General features: G+C 61.3%; 17 protein-coding genes and 2 pseudogenes. 12 read left to right on the top strand and 7 right to left on the bottom strand.

The window, feature by feature from the left end; all coding sequences use genetic code 11:
- Window positions 1–90: 90 nt before the first annotated feature.
- Window positions 91–1,485 (bottom strand): argininosuccinate lyase, encoded by a 1,395-nt coding sequence (argH, locus tag AB4N48_RS25470; RefSeq protein ID WP_056791653.1) that lies wholly within the window; start codon window positions 1,483–1,485, stop codon window positions 91–93.
- A 317-nt stretch (window positions 1,486–1,802) separates the two neighbouring features.
- Here argH and AB4N48_RS25475 point away from each other — a divergent pair.
- From AB4N48_RS25475 to rsd, 8 genes and pseudogenes are all read left to right on the top strand, one after another.
- Window positions 1,803–1,958: pseudogene (locus AB4N48_RS25475) on the top strand (sensor histidine kinase); the annotation flags it as partial.
- Complete coding sequence (locus tag AB4N48_RS25480) at window positions 1,955–2,701, top strand: LytR/AlgR family response regulator transcription factor (RefSeq protein WP_016772598.1); 747 nt, start codon at window positions 1,955–1,957, stop codon at window positions 2,699–2,701. The pseudogene AB4N48_RS25475 and the gene AB4N48_RS25480, both read left to right, overlap by 4 nt.
- Window positions 2,702–2,838: 137 nt before the next feature.
- Window positions 2,839–3,780, top strand: a complete 942-nt coding sequence (hemC, locus tag AB4N48_RS25485) for a hydroxymethylbilane synthase (RefSeq protein ID WP_252882855.1) — start codon at window positions 2,839–2,841, stop codon at window positions 3,778–3,780.
- Window positions 3,777–4,475: pseudogene (locus AB4N48_RS25490) on the top strand (uroporphyrinogen-III synthase); the annotation flags it as partial. The gene hemC and the pseudogene AB4N48_RS25490, both read left to right, overlap by 4 nt.
- 84 nt (window positions 4,476–4,559) lie before the next feature.
- Window positions 4,560–5,702, top strand: a complete 1,143-nt coding sequence (locus AB4N48_RS25495) for a uroporphyrinogen-III C-methyltransferase (protein ID WP_252880181.1) — start codon at window positions 4,560–4,562, stop codon at window positions 5,700–5,702.
- Window positions 5,699–6,937 carry a heme biosynthesis protein HemY gene (locus AB4N48_RS25500; RefSeq protein ID WP_150637092.1) on the top strand — a complete coding sequence of 413 codons (1,239 nt, stop codon included), beginning with the start codon at window positions 5,699–5,701 and terminating at the stop codon, window positions 6,935–6,937. The genes AB4N48_RS25495 and AB4N48_RS25500 overlap by 4 nt, the downstream gene beginning before the upstream one ends.
- Window positions 6,938–7,153: 216 nt before the next feature.
- Window positions 7,154–7,705 (top strand): disulfide bond formation protein B, encoded by a 552-nt coding sequence (locus AB4N48_RS25505; RefSeq protein WP_305381736.1) that lies wholly within the window; start codon window positions 7,154–7,156, stop codon window positions 7,703–7,705.
- A 181-nt stretch (window positions 7,706–7,886) separates the two neighbouring features.
- Window positions 7,887–8,345 carry a sigma D regulator gene (gene rsd / locus AB4N48_RS25510; protein ID WP_460094501.1) on the top strand — a complete coding sequence of 153 codons (459 nt, stop codon included), beginning with the start codon at window positions 7,887–7,889 and terminating at the stop codon, window positions 8,343–8,345.
- A gap of 57 nt (window positions 8,346–8,402) precedes the next feature.
- On the opposite strand, the gene AB4N48_RS25515 is transcribed toward rsd, so the two are convergent.
- On the bottom strand, window positions 8,403–9,068 hold the full coding sequence (locus tag AB4N48_RS25515; protein WP_016772603.1) for an FKBP-type peptidyl-prolyl cis-trans isomerase: 666 nt from the start codon (window positions 9,066–9,068) through the stop codon (window positions 8,403–8,405).
- 192 nt (window positions 9,069–9,260) lie between these two features.
- Here AB4N48_RS25515 and AB4N48_RS25520 point away from each other — a divergent pair, with 192 nt between their 5' ends.
- Entirely contained in the window at window positions 9,261–10,427 is a 1,167-nt protein-coding gene (locus AB4N48_RS25520; RefSeq protein ID WP_460094502.1) for an AlgP family protein, read from the top strand.
- Here AB4N48_RS25520 and AB4N48_RS25525 read toward each other — a convergent pair.
- Window positions 10,424–10,885 (bottom strand): TIGR02444 family protein, encoded by a 462-nt coding sequence (locus tag AB4N48_RS25525; protein WP_460094504.1) that lies wholly within the window; start codon window positions 10,883–10,885, stop codon window positions 10,424–10,426. The two genes, AB4N48_RS25520 and AB4N48_RS25525, sit on opposite strands and share 4 nt — an antisense overlap.
- A gap of 50 nt (window positions 10,886–10,935) precedes the next feature.
- Here AB4N48_RS25525 and AB4N48_RS25530 point away from each other — a divergent pair, with 50 nt between their 5' ends.
- The 3 genes from AB4N48_RS25530 to rhtB all read left to right on the top strand — a co-directional run bounded on the left by AB4N48_RS25530 (window position 10,936) and on the right by rhtB (window position 14,214).
- Window positions 10,936–12,846 carry an ATP-binding cassette domain-containing protein gene (locus AB4N48_RS25530; protein WP_056791667.1) on the top strand — a complete coding sequence of 637 codons (1,911 nt, stop codon included), beginning with the start codon at window positions 10,936–10,938 and terminating at the stop codon, window positions 12,844–12,846.
- Window positions 12,846–13,427: a mechanosensitive ion channel domain-containing protein gene (locus tag AB4N48_RS25535; RefSeq protein WP_460094505.1), complete on the top strand. Its 582-nt coding sequence runs from the start codon at window positions 12,846–12,848 to the stop codon at window positions 13,425–13,427. The genes AB4N48_RS25530 and AB4N48_RS25535 overlap by 1 nt, the downstream gene beginning before the upstream one ends.
- A gap of 154 nt (window positions 13,428–13,581) precedes the next feature.
- Window positions 13,582–14,214 (top strand): homoserine/homoserine lactone efflux protein, encoded by a 633-nt coding sequence (gene rhtB / locus AB4N48_RS25540; RefSeq protein WP_024014759.1) that lies wholly within the window; start codon window positions 13,582–13,584, stop codon window positions 14,212–14,214.
- 217 nt (window positions 14,215–14,431) lie between these two features.
- On the opposite strand, the gene AB4N48_RS25545 is transcribed toward rhtB, so the two are convergent.
- The 4 genes from AB4N48_RS25545 to AB4N48_RS25560 are packed head-to-tail and all read right to left on the bottom strand — an operon-like array spanning window position 14,432 to window position 17,588.
- Window positions 14,432–15,178, bottom strand: a complete 747-nt coding sequence (locus AB4N48_RS25545; protein WP_236167750.1) for a penicillin-binding protein activator LpoB — start codon at window positions 15,176–15,178, stop codon at window positions 14,432–14,434.
- Window positions 15,179–15,181: 3 nt separating this feature from the next.
- On the bottom strand, window positions 15,182–15,769 hold the full coding sequence (lpoB, locus tag AB4N48_RS25550; protein ID WP_016772610.1) for a penicillin-binding protein activator LpoB: 588 nt from the start codon (window positions 15,767–15,769) through the stop codon (window positions 15,182–15,184).
- Between the two features lie 36 nt (window positions 15,770–15,805).
- Window positions 15,806–16,177, bottom strand: a complete 372-nt coding sequence (locus tag AB4N48_RS25555; RefSeq protein ID WP_016772611.1) for a YcfL family protein — start codon at window positions 16,175–16,177, stop codon at window positions 15,806–15,808.
- Between the two features lie 16 nt (window positions 16,178–16,193).
- Window positions 16,194–17,588 (bottom strand): COG3014 family protein, encoded by a 1,395-nt coding sequence (locus AB4N48_RS25560; protein WP_056791673.1) that lies wholly within the window; start codon window positions 17,586–17,588, stop codon window positions 16,194–16,196.
- Window positions 17,589–17,791 lie beyond the last annotated feature (203 nt).

Genomic DNA, 17,791 nt, shown 5'->3' on the forward strand with positions numbered 1-17,791 from the left:
CTGGCAAGCCAGCTCCCACAGGGCTATGGGTCGAACGCAAAATTGTGTTCCACATAGAACCCTGTGGGAGCGGGCTTGCCCGCGATGCTTCTAGCGGCTGGCCAGCAGGGCCTGACCGCGCGCCACCGCAGCCCTGACCTGCGCCGGCGCAGTCCCGCCGATATGGTCGCGGGCATTCACCGAGCCTTCCAGGGTCAGCACGGCAAACACGTCCTGCTCGATCTGATCGCTGAATTGACGCAGTTCTTCGAGGCTCATCTCGGCCAGATCCTTGCCCGTGTCCACGCCGTATTTCACCGCGTGGCCAACGATTTCATGGCAATCACGGAACGGCAGGCCACGGCGCACCAGATAATCCGCCAGGTCAGTCGCAGTGGAGAAACCGCGCAGTGCCGCTTCACGCATGATCGCGTGTTTCGGCTTGATCGCCGGGATCATGTCGGCAAACGCGCGCAGCGAATCGCGCAGGGTGTCGGCGGCGTCGAACAGCGGCTCCTTGTCTTCCTGATTGTCCTTGTTGTAGGCCAGCGGCTGGCCCTTCATCAGGGTCAGCAGGCCCATCAGCGCGCCGAAGACGCGGCCGGTCTTGCCGCGTACCAGTTCGGGCACGTCAGGGTTTTTCTTCTGCGGCATGATCGAGCTGCCAGTGCAGAAACGATCCGGCAGATCGATGAACTGGAACTGCGCGCTGGTCCACAGCACCAGCTCTTCGGAGAAGCGCGACAGGTGCATCATCGCGATGCTTGCGGCCGAGCAGAATTCGATGGCGAAGTCACGATCGGAGACGTTGTCCAGCGAGTTGCCGCCGACGGCGTCGAAGCCGAGCAGTTGCGCGGTGTATTCGCGGTCGATCGGGTAGGTGGTGCCGGCCAGTGCGGCGCTGCCCAATGGCATGCGGTTGGTGCGCTTGCGGCAGTCGACCAGACGCTCGTAGTCGCGGCTGAGCATTTCGAACCAGGCCAGCATGTGGTGCCCGAAAGTTACCGGCTGCGCGGTCTGCAAGTGGGTGAAGCCCGGCATGATGCTTGCGGCCTCACGCTCGGCTTGCTCCAGCAGGCCTTTTTGCAGGCGGGTGATCTCGGCGAGGATCAGGTCGATTTCATCGCGCAGCCACAGGCGGATATCGGTGGCGACCTGGTCGTTGCGGCTGCGCCCGGTGTGGAGCTTTTTACCGGTGACGCCGATGCGGTCGGTCAGGCGTGCTTCGATGTTCATGTGCACGTCTTCGAGGTCGACGCGCCAGTCGAACTGGCCGGCCTCGATTTCGCCCTGAATGGTCTTCAGGCCATCGATGATGCTGTCGCGCTCGGCATCGGTCAGCACGCCGACCTTGGCCAGCATGGTGGCGTGGGCAATTGAGCCCATGATGTCGTGGCGATACAGGCGCTGGTCGAAAGTGACGGAGGCGGTGAAGCGGGCGACGAAGGCGTCGACGGGTTCACTGAAGCGGCCGCCCCAGGACTGATTGGTCTTGTCAGTGCTCATGAATTCGCTCGTATCGGCTTGAAGAAATGGCGTGAAACGCTGGCGCGGATAATAACAGGGTTGCCAATCCTGTCGCTGACACCGGTCGATACGTTTTTTCGCGGATGTGTCAGGCATGTCCGGCGCGGTCTGCAAGGAATTTACAAAAGGATATTTTTTGATTGAGCAATATCGTTCCGACGAACGTCTACAGTGGACATAAGGGTCGGTGCGAATGCGGATCATGCAAAGGTCCGGCCACTGGCTATAAGAAGAGGGGGCGGGTGAGTTGTACAACGGTCACCCACCGCGAGAAACGCAGGAAACACTGGGCTCTGAGCCGTTCGACCCGGACGCTGGCAAATATTGCTGGCCGACGTACGGCACTTTTTGGCGCTCGGGCTAGTCTTAGCGTGGATCGCGGTGACGGAGGTCACTACACCTGTCTACGCTATCCTTGTGCGAGACTCACGCAGGAATCCAGCGCAATATGAATGTCCTGATCGTTGATGACGAACCCCTGGCTCGCGAGCGCCTAAGCCGTATGGTGAGCGAGCTCGAGGGTTACACAGTCCTGGAGCCCAGTGCCACGAATGGCGAGGAGGCGTTAGCGCTGATCGACAGCCACAAGCCGGATATCGTGCTGCTCGATATCCGCATGCCGGGCCTCGATGGCCTGCAGGTTGCTGCCCGACTGTGCGAACGAGAGACGCCGCCGGCCGTGGTGTTTTGCACCAGTCCCGATGAATTTGCCGTGGAAGCCCTGCAGGCCAGCGCCGTGGGCTATGTGGTGAAACCTGTGCGAACCGAACACTTGAATGAAGCCCTGAAGCGGGCTGAACGTCCCAACCGGGCGCAACTCTCGGCCCTGACCCGTCCCGCTGCCGAAAGTGGCAACGGCCCACGCAGCCACATCAGCGCACGGACCCGTAAAGGCATCGAGCTGATTCCGCTGGATCAGGTGGTCTACTTCATCGCCGACCACAAATACGTGACCCTGCGTCACGAAGCCGGCGAGGTGCTGCTCGACGAACCCCTCAAAGCCCTTGAAGACGAATTCGGCGAACGCTTTGTGCGTATCCACCGCAACGCGCTGGTCGCTCGCGACCGCATCGAGCGCTTGCAACGCACCCCACTGGGACATTTCCAGTTGTTCCTCAAAGGCCTCAATGGCGATGCGCTGATTGTCAGCCGTCGGCATGTTGCCGGTGTGCGCAAGATGATGCAGGGGCTGTGACCCGGTCTTCGCCGGGCCTTTCGAGTTCTTTTACCCGGCATGGCAGGCCAGGGAGGCCGCGCCGGTTCTGATTCAGGTCAAAGTGAAATTGACTGAGCTGTTATTATCCGCCGTATCTATTCAGTACGGATTGTTCCATGTCCCCTCGCGAAATCCGCATCGCCACCCGTAAAAGTGCGCTGGCCCTCTGGCAGGCCGAATACGTCAAAGCCCGTCTCGAGGCGGCCCACCCGGGCCTGCTGGTGACGCTGGTGCCCATGGTCAGTCGCGGTGACAAGCTGCTCGACTCGCCACTGTCGAAGATCGGCGGCAAGGGCCTGTTCGTCAAGGAACTGGAAACCGCGCTGCTGGAAAACGAAGCTGATATCGCCGTGCATTCGATGAAAGACGTGCCGATGGACTTCCCGCAAGGCTTGGGTCTGTTTTGCATCTGCGAGCGTGAAGACCCGCGCGATGCTTTCGTCTCCAACACCTACGCCAGTCTTGAAGGGCTGCCTGCCGGTGCCATCGTCGGCACCTCGAGCCTGCGTCGGCAGACGCAATTGCTGGCGCGTCGCCCGGATCTGCAGATCCGGTTCCTGCGTGGCAACGTCAACACCCGTCTGGCCAAGCTCGACGCCGGCGAGTACGACGCGATCATCCTCGCCGCTGCCGGCCTGATCCGCCTGGGTTTCGAAGAGCGCATCACATCGGCGATCAGTGTCGATGACAGCCTGCCGGCCGGTGGCCAGGGCGCGGTCGGCATCGAATGCCGCAGCGCCGACCACGAAATCCACGCCTTGCTCGCGCCTTTGCATCACGCCGATACCGCTTCGCGGGTGAATGCGGAACGCGCCCTCAACAAACATTTGAACGGCGGCTGCCAAGTGCCGATCGCCTGCTACGCCGTGCTTGAAGGCGAGCAGTTGTGGTTGCGCGGTCTGGTCGGTGAGCCGAGCGGTGGCAAGCTTCTCAGTGCCCAAGCCCGGGCGCCGCGTGCCGACGCGGAAACCTTGGGTGTGCAGGTCGCTGAAGACTTGCTCAAGCAAGGCGCTGACGACATTCTCAAAGCTGTCTACGGCGAGGCGGGTCACGAGTGACAGCCTGGCGCCTGCTGCTGACGCGCCCGGCAGACGACTGCGCGGCGCTGGCCGAACAGCTGGCCGGGCACGGGATTTTCAGCAGTTGTCTGCCGCTTTTGGACATTGTTCCGCTGCCGGTCTCTGACACTATTCGCCAAGCGATTTCGCGATTGCCCGCTTGCAGCGCAGTGATCGTGGTCAGCAAACCGGCGGCGCGGATCGCGGTGGACTTGCTCAAGTCTGAAGGCGCGCCGCCATTGAGCATGCCGTGGTTCAGCGTCGGCGCGGCGACCGCAGGCATTCTTCGCGAACACGGTCTCGATGTGAGCTTTCCGGTTGACGGCGATGACAGTGAAGCCTTGCTGCAATTGCCGCGTCTGCGCGAGGCGGTGAGCCACCCCGGCGCGCAGGTGATGATCCTGCGCGGCGAGGGCGGTCGTGAACTGCTCGCCGAGCGCCTGTGCGCGCTTGGTGCTAGTGTCGAGTATCTGGAGTTGTATCGCCGTGAACTGCCAGCCTATCCGCTGAACGAGCTGCCACGGCGGATCGAAGCGGAACGCTTGAACGGGCTGGTGGTCAGCAGTGGACAGGGTTTCGAGCACCTGCGGCAGATGGCCGGCGATGCCTGGCCGAAGATCGCGCAGTTGCCGTTGTTTGTTCCAAGCCCGAGGGTCGCCGAGCTGGCACGTGCCGCCGGGGCTCAAACAGTTGTGGATTGCCGCGGCGCGAGTGCCGCGGCTTTGCTGACGGCGTTACGGGAATTTCCCGTGCCGTTTTCTAATGCAAAGGATGGATACGTGAGCGAAACAGCCTTGCCAAAAGATGACGTCCAGCCTGCGCTCGATGCCCAGGTTGAAACTCCACCACCGGCCAAAGAGCCGCGCCGAGGCAATGGACTGGCAATTGTCGCCCTGCTGCTCGGCGCCGCCGGTGTCGCCATTGGCGGCTGGGGTGTCTGGCAGGTGCGCCACCTGCAGAACAACACGCAGCAACAGTCGAGTCAGGTGCAGGCGCTGAACGATCAGGCGCAGAGTCTGAAGCTCAACGAACAGCGTCTGACCGAACGACTGGCGCAGTTGCCCGGTGCGGACGAACTCGCCGAGCGCCAGCGTCTGGTCACGCAACTGCAGGGCGATCAGCAGCGCCTCAATCAACGTCTGGAAACCGTCCTCGGCGCCAGCCGCAAGGACTGGCGTCTGGCCGAGGCCGAACACTTGCTGCGTCTGGCCAGCCTGCGCCTTTCAGCGCTGCAGGACATCAGCAGCGCCCAGGCACTGGTGCAGGGCGCCGATGAAATTCTCCGTGAGCAGAACGATCCGGGTTCCTTCGCCGCGCGCGAGCAAGTGGCGAAAACCCTGGTCGCCTTGCGCAGCACCGAACAGCCGGATCGCACCGGGCTGTTCCTGCGTCTCGGCGCGCTGCGCGATCAGGTCATCGACCTCACGGAGCTGGCGCCGGAGTACAAGGATCGCGGCGAGTCGCTGCTGGGCCTGACCAACGATGGCGATGGCGCCAGTCGCTGGGCGCAATGGTGGGACAAGGTTTCGCGCTATATCCGCATCGATTTCAACGCTGACAAAAACGTCAAACCGCTGCTGGCCGGGCAAAGCCTGAGCCAGGTGCGCCTGGCCCTGAGCCTGGCGCTGGAGCAAGCGCAGTGGGCGGCGCTCAACGGTCAGGCGGCGGTGTACACCCAGGCGCTGGCCGAGGCACGCGATGTGCTCAAGGGCAATTTCAACCCGGACAATCCGCAAAGCAAAGTCATGCTCGAACAGGTCTCCGAGCTGAGCAAGGAACCGGTCACCGTCAAGACGCCGGATCTGACCGGCACCTTGAGTGCGGTGCAGGGGTATCTGGAGCGGCGTAACGTCAATGCCGAAGAATCGGTGAAACCGTTCGCCAAGCCAGCCGCCAATGCTGCGCAGGAGGCGACCCCATGAAGCGCCTCTATGTAATCGTGTTTCTGGTCATCGCCGCGACGGCAGCGCTGGGCCTGGCGATTGCCGAGCATTCCGGTTACGTGCTGGTGGCGTACAAGAGCTTCCGTTACGAGTCGAGCCTGTGGGCGACCCTGGCGGTGATCGCGGTGCTGTGGCTTCTGTTCTGGGGCATCAAGGTGCTGGTCGAGCTGGTGATGACCTCCACCGGCGTGGTCAATCCGTGGTCGCGACGCAATCGCAGCCGCCGCGTGCAAGTGGCGATCGAGCACGGGCAGCTGGATCTGGCTGAAGGTCGCTGGGCCAGCGCGCAACGGCATCTGACCCGCGCGGCGGAAGCCGAGCGCCAGCCATTGCTTTATTACCTCGGCGCCGCACGTGCGGCGAACGAGCAAGGCCAGTACGAAGAAAGCGATCGTTTGCTCGAGCGTGCGCTGGAGCGTCAGCCGCAAGCCGAATTGGCAATTGCCCTCAGTCACGCACAACTGCAAACCGATCGTGGCGACACCGACGGTGCGCTGGTGACCTTGCAGGCAATGCATGAGCGGCATCCGCGCAGCGCGCAGACGTTGCGTCAATTGCAACGTCTGCATCAGCAGCGTGGCGAATGGTCGGCGGTGATTCGTTTGCTGCCTGAGTTGCGCAAGGACAAAGTGCTGCCGCCGGCAGAACTGGCCGAGCTCGAACGGCGCGCCTGGGGTGAGAACCTCTCGCTGGCAGCGCATCGTGAAGAAGACGGTACGGTGGGTCTGCAATCGCTCAAGCGGGCGTGGGAACAGCTGACTTCGGCGCAGCGTCAGGAAGCACCTTTGGTACTGGCCTATGCCGAGCAATTGCGCCAGCTGGGCGCTCAGGTCGAGGCCGAAGAGGTCCTGCGTACAGCGCTCAAGCGCAAATACGACAGCCATCTGGCGCGGCTTTATGGTCTGGTTCGTGGCAGTGATCCTGCGCGTCAGTTGCAGACGGCCGAGGGCTGGCTCAAGGAGCACCCGGCCGATCCGAGCCTGCTGCTGACCCTTGGACGCCTGTGTCTGCAAACCAGCCTTTGGGGCAAGGCCCGTGACTATCTGGAAAGCAGTCTGCGCGTGCAGCGTAATCCGGAGACCTGTGCGGAGTTGGCCCGTCTGCTTGCACAGCTTGGCGATACCGAGCGCAGCAATCAGTTGTTCCAGGAAGGTCTGGGGCTGCTTGATGAACGCCTGCTGGCGGCGCCTCTGCCAGTCCCGGCGAAGGTATGAATGGCGAGGGAGGTTGCTCCCTCGTGAACTTCGATGACCGAAAATTCCCCTTCTTTGCGCTCTACAGACAAAGTCCTACAAAGCGCTTCACCGTTTCCTATCGAGCCTGTCGGGTTTTCCCTACACCTGTGGTGAACTGTCGCCAGGCCCTTGCCTTGAAAGGCTGACACGCTTTCCTCTACCGTAACCGTCTGTCTCTACTGTTACGGAAAAGCCATGTCGTTGGCCTGCTCACGCTCCTTGTTCTTCATGGCTTTCATTGCGGGGGCCTTTGCTCTGGGAGCTTCCTATTACCTCGAATACGCGGTCGGCCTGACGCCTTGCAGTCTGTGCCTGGTGCAGCGATTGTTCCTCACATTGCTGTGCATTGGCTGCGGCGTGGCGGCGGTGCATGGCCCCCGGCGCGTTGGCTTATGGTGGTACTGGCTGTTTGCACTCGGCGCCAGTCTGGGGGGAACCACCGCTGCGTGGCGGCAGGTGTTGATCCAGAGTGACTCGATGCTGCAACTGGTCAAATGCTCGCCAACCGTGGAGTCACTGTTCAGCGACCTGCCGTGGATCTGCGCCTTGCAACGGATGTTCAACGGCGGCGCCGATTGTGCGGACATCTCCTGGACACTGTTCGATTTGAGCATCCCGGAATGGAGCCTGCTGTTTTTTGTCGGCGTGTCGATCCTTGCGGTTTATCAGTTGTTGCGTCTGACCTGGAGCGCTCTGCAACGATCTGTCAGCGACGAAGCGTCGCACCACATGCTGGTCAGGGATTAAACACTTGTATGAACTTTATCTCCTGCGTACCTTGAAGCCATAGGCGTGCGGGCATAATCTGGCCGGCACGTGTCATTGGATTTATGTTGCTCGATGACGCTCTGCCCGATCGTCCACCAGTCAAATCAGAACAGGGGCGCGGGTGTAGAGCAGCATGACCCACAAGGGAAGAGAGATCGCCATGCTCGAAAGTTGTCAGAATGCTCAGGAACGTTGGGGTGGGGTTCATCTGCTGATCGACCGCTGGTTGCAGGAGCGTGAAGAGCTGATCGGCGCCTACGACAAGCTCGGTGCGCAGCCTGAGTCGCTGTCCGAGAGCCGCAAGCCTTTGCAGGAATTCTGCGGCGTGCTGGTCGATTACGTATCGGCGGGGCACTTCGAAATCTATGAACAGCTGACTGGCGAAGCCAAGGCGTTCAACGACAAGCGCGGTCTGGAACTCGCCGAGACCATCTATCCGCGCATCGACGTCATTACCGAGAAGCTGCTCGCGTTCAATGATCTGTGCGATGAAGGCAAATGCGTTGCGGAGAAATTCAAGGAATTGGGCGGCTTGCTGCATGAGCGCTTCGAACTTGAAGATTGCCTGATCGAAGTGCTGCACACGGCACACAAGACAGAAGATCCGGTTCAGGCCTGATCCACGTCCTTCATGAAAAACGGTGCGCCCGAAAGCGCACCGTTTTTTTATGCCTGATCAGCTCGTCGCGCCACGCAATTCCACTTCGAAAACCAGAGGCGTGAACGGCGCGATCAGGTCGCCGGCACCGTCGGCGCCATAGGCTTGATCCGATGGAATCACCAGCCGCCATTTCGCCCCCACCGGCATGTTCTGCAAGGCGGTGCGCCAACCGGCGATCACGCTGTCGAGGTTGAACCATTGCGGCTGGGTGTTCTGATCGAACACGGTGCCATCCGGCAGCTTGCCGACATACAGCACCTGCACTTTGCCGTCCGGGCCGGCCTTGGCGCCAGTGCCCGGAACCAGTTCAGTCAGAAGGATGCCATCGGCCAGTTCCTTCACCCCCGGTTTGGCTTTTTCCGCACTGAGAAAGCGTTGCTCGTTTTCCATCGCCGCGTCGCTCGATTGCCGTGATGCCTGCTCGGCATTGCGCGATTCGTGGTCGGCCAGAATCTGTTCGATACGCGCTTCACTCAGCGCCAGCGGCTTGCCCTGATACGCTTGTTGCAGACCTTCGATCAGCGCCTGGATCTGCAACTGCGGCACCTCTTGGCGCAGCCGTTCGCCGAGGCTGGCACCGAGGCTGTAAGCCAGATCATGAGCATCGTTCGCCGTGTTTTTTTCATCGGCATACGCCGTCGAAAAAAACACGCAGAGGGACAAAATAAAGTAGCGCGACATGGGCACTCTCCGACCTGGGATGCGGGAGATTATGCCAGTGCAAACGTCTGCATCGGTGAACTGCTTTTTCCCGCGTACAGAACATTTCGGCTTCGGTGCAACGCAACGGTGCAGATACTGTCAACATGCCCTAGCGGCGGTATCAGCAGAGGTCTAGTATGAGCCGCACTCACGTCAGCCAGGAGGTAAACCATGTCGGCCACCAAGAAGCCTGTAAATACTCCGTTGCACTTACTCCAACAGTTGTCGGGCAGCCTGCTCGAGCATTTGGAAAACGCTTGCTCGCAAGCCTTGGCTGATGCTGAAAAACTGCTCGCCAAGCTGGAAAAACAGCGCGGCAAGGCGCAGGAAAAACTGCACAAATCGCGCTCTAAATTGCAGGACGCCGCCACCGCCGGCAAAGCCAAGGCACAGAACAAAGCCAAGGCTGCCGTGAAAGAACTCGAAGACCTGCTGGACGCTTTGAAAGATCGTCAGTCCGAAACCCGCAGCTACATTCTGCAACTCAAGCGCGATGCCCAGGAAAGCCTGAAACTGGCCCAGGGTGTCGGCCGCGTGCAGGAAGCAGTGGGCAAGGTTCTGTCGTCGCGTTCGGCCAAACCGGCAGCAGCACCAGCGAAGAAAGTCGCTGCTAAACCTGCTGCAAGCAAAGCCCCGGCGAAGACCGCTGCGGCGAAACCTGCTGTTGCGAAAACCGCCACCAAACCAGCGGCCAAGGCGCCAGTGAAAGCGGCTGCCAAACCAGCGGCGAAAACTGCAGCGAAGAAGCCGGCGGCGAGCGCGGCAAAACCGGCGGCTAAAACCACCGCAGCCAAACCTGCTGCAGCCAGGCCAGCAGTGAAAGCCACCCCTGCCAAAGCCGCTGCAAAACCGGCCGCGAGCAAAGCTGCACCGGCGAAAACCGCAGCCGCCAAACCTGCTGCCAAAGCAGCAGCGAAACCAGCAGCAAAACCTGCTGCCAAGACTGCCGCTGCGAAGCCTGCTGCCAGGACTGCGGCCAAGCCGGCCGGCGCCAAACCTGCTGCGAAAGTGACGGTAAAACCGGCTGCCAAACCAGCCGCAACATCGGCAGCAAAACCTGCGGCAAAAACCGCTGCGAAACCGGCCGCCAAGCCTGCGACCGCTGCTGCAAAACCGGCCGCCAAGCCAGCCGCAAAACCAGCGGTGAAAAAGCCTGCAGCTGCCAAACCAGCCGCGACCAAACCGGCCACCGCTCCAGCGGCCAAGCCTGTCACTGCCGCTACCCCGGCTGCTCCAGCTGCGTCGGCACCGTCGTCCGCCGCCCACTCGACCACTTCGACTGCGCCAGCGCCAGCTGCTTCGTCGAACGTCAGCAGCACCCCGACCAGCGCTTCCTAAGTGCCGGTTGCCGCGACGCGCAGCACTTGCAGCGCGTCGCGGTTCAGGCTGGCGGCATTGCCGGCCAGGTCTTCAAGCCAGGTCACCGAACCTGCATCGTTGCGCGTCCACTCTTGCGCCACACCTTCAAGGCGTGAAAGCAAGGTGCGCTCAGCTTCCAGCTCCAGTGATTTGATCTGCTCCCGCATGCCGGCCACCACCGCATCGTCGACGGCCCGCGCTTTCCATTGCAGGCGCAGGGTTCGCAGCGGCTGCACCACTTCGATATCCCACGGCGCGGTCAAGGCCTTGAGTAAGCGTACGCGCGGCTGATCGCAGGCCACCGCGCGCTGCTCCAGCCACAAACCGCACAGCAGCAGGCAGACATTGGCGCCCGCCGTTTGCAATTGCAGGCAGGCATCTTCCACACCCGGGCAGGCGTAGACATCAAGGGCAAAGCTCCACAGGTCAGAGGACATCGTGCTACTCGCGCCAGTTGTGAGCGAAGCTGGTAGACTCCGCCGCCATTATGATCCGACTTCAGAACCTGACTTTACAGCGTGGCCCGCAACGTCTGCTAGAAGACGCCGAGCTGACCCTGCACGCCGGCCACAAAGCCGGCCTCATCGGCGCCAACGGTGCCGGCAAATCCAGCCTGTTCGCCCTGCTGCGCGGCGAGTTGCACCCGGATTCGGGCGACTGCCTGCTGCCGGCCGACTGGCGTATCGCGCACATGCGCCAGGAGGTCGACACCCTCGAACGCCTGGCGGTCGATTATGTGCTCGATGGCGACCTGCGTCTGCGCGAGGTGCAACGCGAGCTTGCCGCCGCCGAGCAGGCCCACGACGGCACCGCGCTGGCGCGCCTGCACGCCGAACTCGACAGCGCCGACGGTTACACCGCCGATGCGCGGGCGCGCAAGCTGCTCGCCGGTCTTGGGTTCACCAATGAGCAGATGGATCGTCAGGTAGGCGATTTCTCCGGTGGCTGGCGGATGCGTCTGAATCTGGCGCAGGCACTGATGTGCCCGTCGGATCTGCTGCTGCTCGACGAACCGACCAACCACTTGGACCTCGATGCGATCATCTGGCTCGAAGAGTGGCTGAAGAGTTATCCGGGCACCTTGCTGCTGATTTCCCACGATCGGGATTTCCTCGACGAAGTGGTCGATCACGTTGCCCATGTCGATCAGCGCAAACTGACCCTCTACCGTGGCGGCTACACCGCGTTCGAGCGCGCCCGTGCCGAGCGTCTGGCCCAGCAGCAACAGGCCTACGAGAAGCAGCAGGCGCAGCGTGCGCACATGGAAAGCTACATCGCCCGTTTCAAGGCGCAAGCGACCAAGGCCCGTCAGGCGCAGAGCCGGATCAAGGCGCTGGAGCGCATGGAAGAGCTGTCGGCGGCCCACGTCGATTCACCGTTCGACTTTGTCTTCCGTGAGTCGACCAAGATCTCCAGTCCGCTGATCGACCTGTCCGATGCACGCCTGGGTTATGGCGACAAGACCATCCTCGAGAAGGTCAAGCTGCAACTGACCCCGGGTGCGCGGATCGGTCTGCTTGGGCCGAACGGCGCGGGTAAATCGACGCTGATCAAGAACCTCGCCGGCGAGCTCGAACCGCTGGCCGGGCGCCTGACCCGTGGCGAAAACACCGTGGTCGGCTACTTCGCCCAGCATCAGCTCGACTCGCTGGACTCCAAGGCCAGCCCGTTGCTGCATTTGCAGCGCCTCGCGCCGGGTGAGCGCGAGCAGACCTTGCGCGATTTCCTCGGCGGCTTCGACTTCCGGGGGGCGCGCATCGATGAGCCGGTGCTGAATTTCTCCGGTGGCGAGAAGGCCCGTCTGGCCCTCGCGCTGATCGCCTGGGAGCGGCCGAACCTGCTGCTGCTCGACGAACCGACCAACCACCTCGATCTGGAAATGCGTCTGGCGCTGACCATGGCCCTGCAGGAATTCAGCGGTGCGGTGCTGGTGGTCTCTCACGATCGGCACTTGCTCAAGAGCACCACCGACAACTTCTATCTGGTCGCTGACGGCAAGGTCGAAGAGTTCGACGGCGATCTCGAAGACTACGCGCGCTGGCTGGTGGAATACCGTCAGCGCAATGCGCCGGTCAGCAACACGCCTGTCAACCCGGACAAGACCGACAAGAAAGCGCAGCGCCAGGCGGCGGCAGCGTTGCGTCAGCAACTGGCGCCGCACAAGCGCGAGGCCGACAAGCTTGAAGCCGAGCTGGGCAAGCTCCACGAGAAACTGGCCAAGGTCGATGCCAGCCTCGGTGACAGCGATATCTACGAGCCGGCGCGCAAGAATGAATTGCGTGATCTGCTCGCCGAACAGGCGAAATTGAAGGTTCGTGAAGCCGAGCTGGAAGAAGCCTGGATGGAAGCGCTGGAAACCCTGGAAAGCATGCAGGCGGAGCTGGAGGCGTTGTCCTGATGGAAGCCTTCAAGCTGCCTTTCTCGGCGGTGTGGGTCGAACCGTTGTGGTTCACCGCGCAGATTCTGCTGATTCTGCTGGCCGGTTACCTGACCCAGCGTTTCGTCGCCAAAGGCTTCACTCGCCTGGGTGAGCGCTATCCGTTTCCGCCGCAGTTGCTGATGCCGCTACGCGGCGTGTTGCGCTGGCTGATCATGGGCAGCGCGCTGCTCTTCGTGCTCGAGCGCCTCGGCGTTTCGGCCACGGTGCTGTGGACGGCGCTGTCGGGATTTGTCGCGGTGGCGGCGGTGGCGTTCTTCGCCATGTGGAGCGTGCTGTCGAACCTGCTCTGCGCGATTCTGATCTTCACCGTCGGGCCGTTCCGCCTCGGCGACGTAGTCGAGCTGGTGGATACCACCGACAAGCCTGGCGTCAAAGGCCGGGTGATCGCGATCAATCTGCTCTACACCACGCTGGTCGAGGCCGAAGAGTCGGGCACCGGCAGCGCCATGGTGCAGGTGCCGAACAGCCTGTTCTTCCAGCGTTCGGTGCGGCGTTGGCGCGGGACAGATGTGTTTCCGTCGAGTGGCTTTGAGAAGTAGCTTTTCCAGCAAGATCAAAAGATCGCAGCCTTCGGCAGCTCCTACATTTGGAATACGATCCCTGTAGGAGCTGCCGAAGGCTGCGATCTTTTGCTTTTAGCCCCAAACAGCATTAGTTTTGACGACTTGTCACAAGCATCAGCCGAGGTGTGCGATGGAGCTTCAAACATGGCTGGCATTTTTTGCCGCCTGCTGGGTGATCAGCCTGTCCCCGGGCGCGGGCGCCATCGCGTCGATGTCCAGCGGTCTGCAGTACGGATTCTGGCGCGGCTACTGGAACGCACTGGGCCTGCAGATCGGTCTGGCGGTGCAGATCGCGATTGTCGGCGCGGGTGTTGGCGCTGTGCTCACCGCTTCGGCCACAGCATTCCATGCGATCAAATGGTTCGGTGTCGCCTATCTGGTTTACCTGGCGATCAAGCAATGGCGGGCGCTGCCCATGGACATGAGCGATGACGCCGCAGTGCGGCCGATCGGCAAGCCGCTGGCTTTGGTGTTTCGCGGCTTTCTGGTGAACATCAGCAACCCCAAGGCGTTGGTGTTCATGCTCGCGGTGTTGCCGCAGTTCATCAATCCCCATGCGCCGCTGCTGATTCAGTATGTGGTGATCGGCGTGACCATGGTTTTCGTCGATCTGATTGTCATGGCCGGCTACACCGGACTGGCGTCGAAGGTGCTGCGCCTGTTGCGCACGCCCAAGCAGCAGAAACGCATGAACCGCACCTTTGCCGGGTTATTCATTGGCGCGGCGGCGTTCATGGCGACGTTGCGCAAAGCGGCGGCGTAAACCGCTCGGACAGAAAAAAGGCGACCTCAAGAGGTCGCCTTTTTCATTTCTACCGAGACATCGGGGCAAGCGAGCTTTTGTGGCGAGGGGATTTATCCCCGTTGGACTGCGCAGCAGTCCCAATCGTCTTGAATCAATAGCGAGGGCCGCTTCGCGACCCAACGGGGATAAATCCCCTCGCCACAGAGCCCTTCGCCACAAAAGTCCTCAGATCGGCTCAGCGTAAAATCACCGGCGCCGTATCACGCGGCAGATTATTGCGCTGCGGCGCTTCACGCGGCTGCTCATAACCGTCACCGCCACCGAGTTGCATGCTCAGTTGCCCGGCCACGTCTTCGCCCAAGGCCTTCGACACCTCACGCACCACCCGCGGACGGTTCAGCGAGATCTTGATGTCGCGATGGTTCACCAGTTTGGTGTCCTGCGCTTCGCCCATCGCCGTGAAGGCCGAGGTGATCTCGTAGGTCTTGGTATTGATCAGGCTGAAATCCGCCACCAGCGTCAGGCCCAGCACTGCCGAGTAGCTGTCGGTGTGCGCCAGCTCGTTGATGTCCTGGGTGAAATCGATGTCGGACACGGTGCCGAACAGCACGTAGTCGGCGCCTTTGAAGTTGCCGGCCTTGATGCGCTTGATCATGTCATACACGTCGCCTTTGGATGAGGCGGTATACGGCGTGCCCTGCACCAGCTGGAACATGCCGGTACGCAGGATTTCACCCTTGATGTCGCCGGTGAATTTGCGCAACTCGCCCTGTTCGATGTAGCTGGTGGTCGCTTCGATCTCGTTGTAGCTCGAAGAACCGCTGGCGCTGTAGTAACTCTCGCGGTGATTGCTCTGCGCCGAAACGATGTGGATGTATTGCTCCACGCGCTCCTGATATGCCAGATCCGTCACCGCTACCTTCGGGGCCGCCTGCGCGCTGAACGCGCAAGCCAGGGCCATCATGCCAATCCATGTGCGCATCGATTAACGCTCCGTGGTTTTGCGGATCTCTTTTTCGTCCATCCACTCGGCCAGACCGCTTTCGACGTCGATCAACTGCAGGCTGAATTTGTAGAAGACGTCCTTGTAGTCGCTGCTGCGCTTGACGATCGAGCTGATCGAGCCTTCGATGCGGTACTTGGCGGCAACCATGTTGCCGGTCTTGGCCACGGTGCTTTTCTTGTACAGGCCGCTCTGGTTTTGCAGCTTGAGCTGGTCGACCTGGCTCTGCATTGCATTGTTGTCGCTGGCGAAGCGCGCAACACCGGTTTTCATCAGTTGGGTCTTGATGCTGGTGGTGATTTCGCGGGTGTCGATGTACTCGCTGGTCTTGTTCTTCACATCGTAGACCTGAACCACCGGACGGCCCTGCAGAATGCCGGACTGGGCCAGCGAGCGGGTCATCGACTCGGCGATCATTTGCAGGTCGGTCGAACCGAATTCGTTGGTCACGGTTTCAACCGCTTTGGTGTCGCCGTAGCTGATGTTCTTGCTGCCCAGGGTCGGCGAGGTGTTGGCGCAACCGGAGGCGAGCAGGGCGATGACGGCGATGCAGGAAAAGCGTGCAAACATGAGAAAGCTCTCTCAATCAGAAATAGGGTGGCGGGCTTAAGGCGTCTTGATTTCCAGACGGAAATCCACGGCTTTCGGGGTCGGGGCGATGGCCTGAATGAAGCTGGTCTGGGCGCCGTACATCATCTGGCTTTTCCACACTTCTTCTTCGGCAACCGGGAAACCTTCGGCGCCGAGCCAGGCGAAGCGGTAGTAGAAAATCTTGTTGCTGTTAAGGGTGTTGCTCAACTGCACGTTGACGGTCATGAAGCCGTTTTCACGAGCCACGCGCATGGCGCCGACGACGATGTGTTTCTGCGGGCCCATGGCCACGACTTTGCTCGCGGCGCTGCCCGGCTCAGGTGGTGGCGGGGTGGCGCAGCCTGCCAGCAAGGCGAGGGCGGCGACGGCGATGATCTTCAAGCGCATTGCAAAGACTCCGTTCTTAAGGTTGTTTGAGGCTGGCGACGTTGGTCGCGGCAGCGCTCGGCATTACGTGAGCAGCGATGCCGCCAGCGAATACCTGGTTGCCCACGGCACGCAGGCTGATCACTTGGTAACGCTGGTCGACGGTGACCTTGACCACCGAGCCGCCGACGGCGCTCGGCAGGGTAACCTGATGCTCACCTTTTTTCAGGCGCAGACGCACCACTTGGGTGTTGTCCGGCAGGGTGCGCCATGTACGGGTATCGGCACCTTCGAGCACTGCTGAAGAAATACCCACAGCGAGACCGGCCAGCGGATTGGTTTCGTTGATCTGCTTCTGCGCCACGCCTTTGGTGATCGCGCGCACGGTGGTGCGCACGATGATCCCCGGCATGTCATCACGCAGAGCGCGGCGGGACATGGCGGTGGTGCTGTTCAGTGCGGTCAGGTCGACCTGCTTGCCGTCGACGCCGATCTGCGCAAAAGGCGCGGTGGAGGTGTCCGGTTTGATGATCGGGAACGACAACGGGGTGATCACCACGTTGTTGGAAATCGGCAGCGGCAGCGGTACGCGAATCGAGTCACGGGCCGGGGCCAGACCGCTCTGCACGACGATGAGAATGTCGCTGTCATCGGATTTGGAAGGCTTGTCGAGGTTGACCAGCGCCTGCTCGAGCAGCGGCGTGTTCGGGCGCAATTCGGCAGCCTTGCGATAACCCGGCGCGGCCAGATCCTTCTCGCCCAGGGCTTCGTAAACGAAACCGGCCAGGTAATGGCTGAACGCACTCTGGTAGCTGTTTTTCAGGCCGACCACTTCCGGCGCGTCGAGGCTGGCCACCGGATAACCCTGCAGATCCTTGTACTGGGTCTTGATGCCTTCTTTCTCGGCCTGTTCTTCGCTCTTGAGGTATTCCTTGTCGCGCAGGTCAGCGATCACTGCTTCGCGTTCGTGAGTCTTTTTGATCGCCGTGCGGGCACCATCGAAATCGTTGACCGCCAACAGGTTCAGAGCCATCTGCGTGGTCAGCATGACTTTTTCGTAGTCATAGCCTTCGTAGCGACGCACCTTGTCGTTGACGATGAAGCTGCCGAACTGCGCCAGGTACTTGGCCGAGTCGAGCTTGACCGCGTCTTCCCATTGACCGACCACCTGATCGGCGCTGCCCCACGCGTTCTGGCTGCCTGACAGGTCGCCCTTGGCGCGCAGCAGTTCGCCTTTCTCGAAGTAATAGAGCAGGTCTTTGTCGGTGCCGGTGTTGTTCTTTTCCAGCAGGGTCAGCGCGGCGTCGACGTTGCCGGATGCCAGTTGCTGATTGGTCTGGGCCAGTTCGGAATCGTAGTTGCGAAACGCTGCGCAGCCGGACAACAGCGTGACGGCGCTGAGCGCGAGCAGCATGGGAGCGCGGAATGCCATGGGTACTTCTTCCCTGAGTAACAAAACTTGCAGCCGCGTGTGCTGGTCGGGCTGGTGTGACCTATCGACGGTGGCGCTGGCCTCCTGCCAATTCCTCATGCGTGAGGAGCTTTTGATGCCGGCTCGCTGGGCGAGGGCGCGGCATTATAAACGTGGGGTGATGGCTATGTAATAGCTTTTTGGGTGCATTTTCAGATGCGGTG

It is taken from the genome of Pseudomonas sp. S2_C11, from assembly GCF_054668395.1.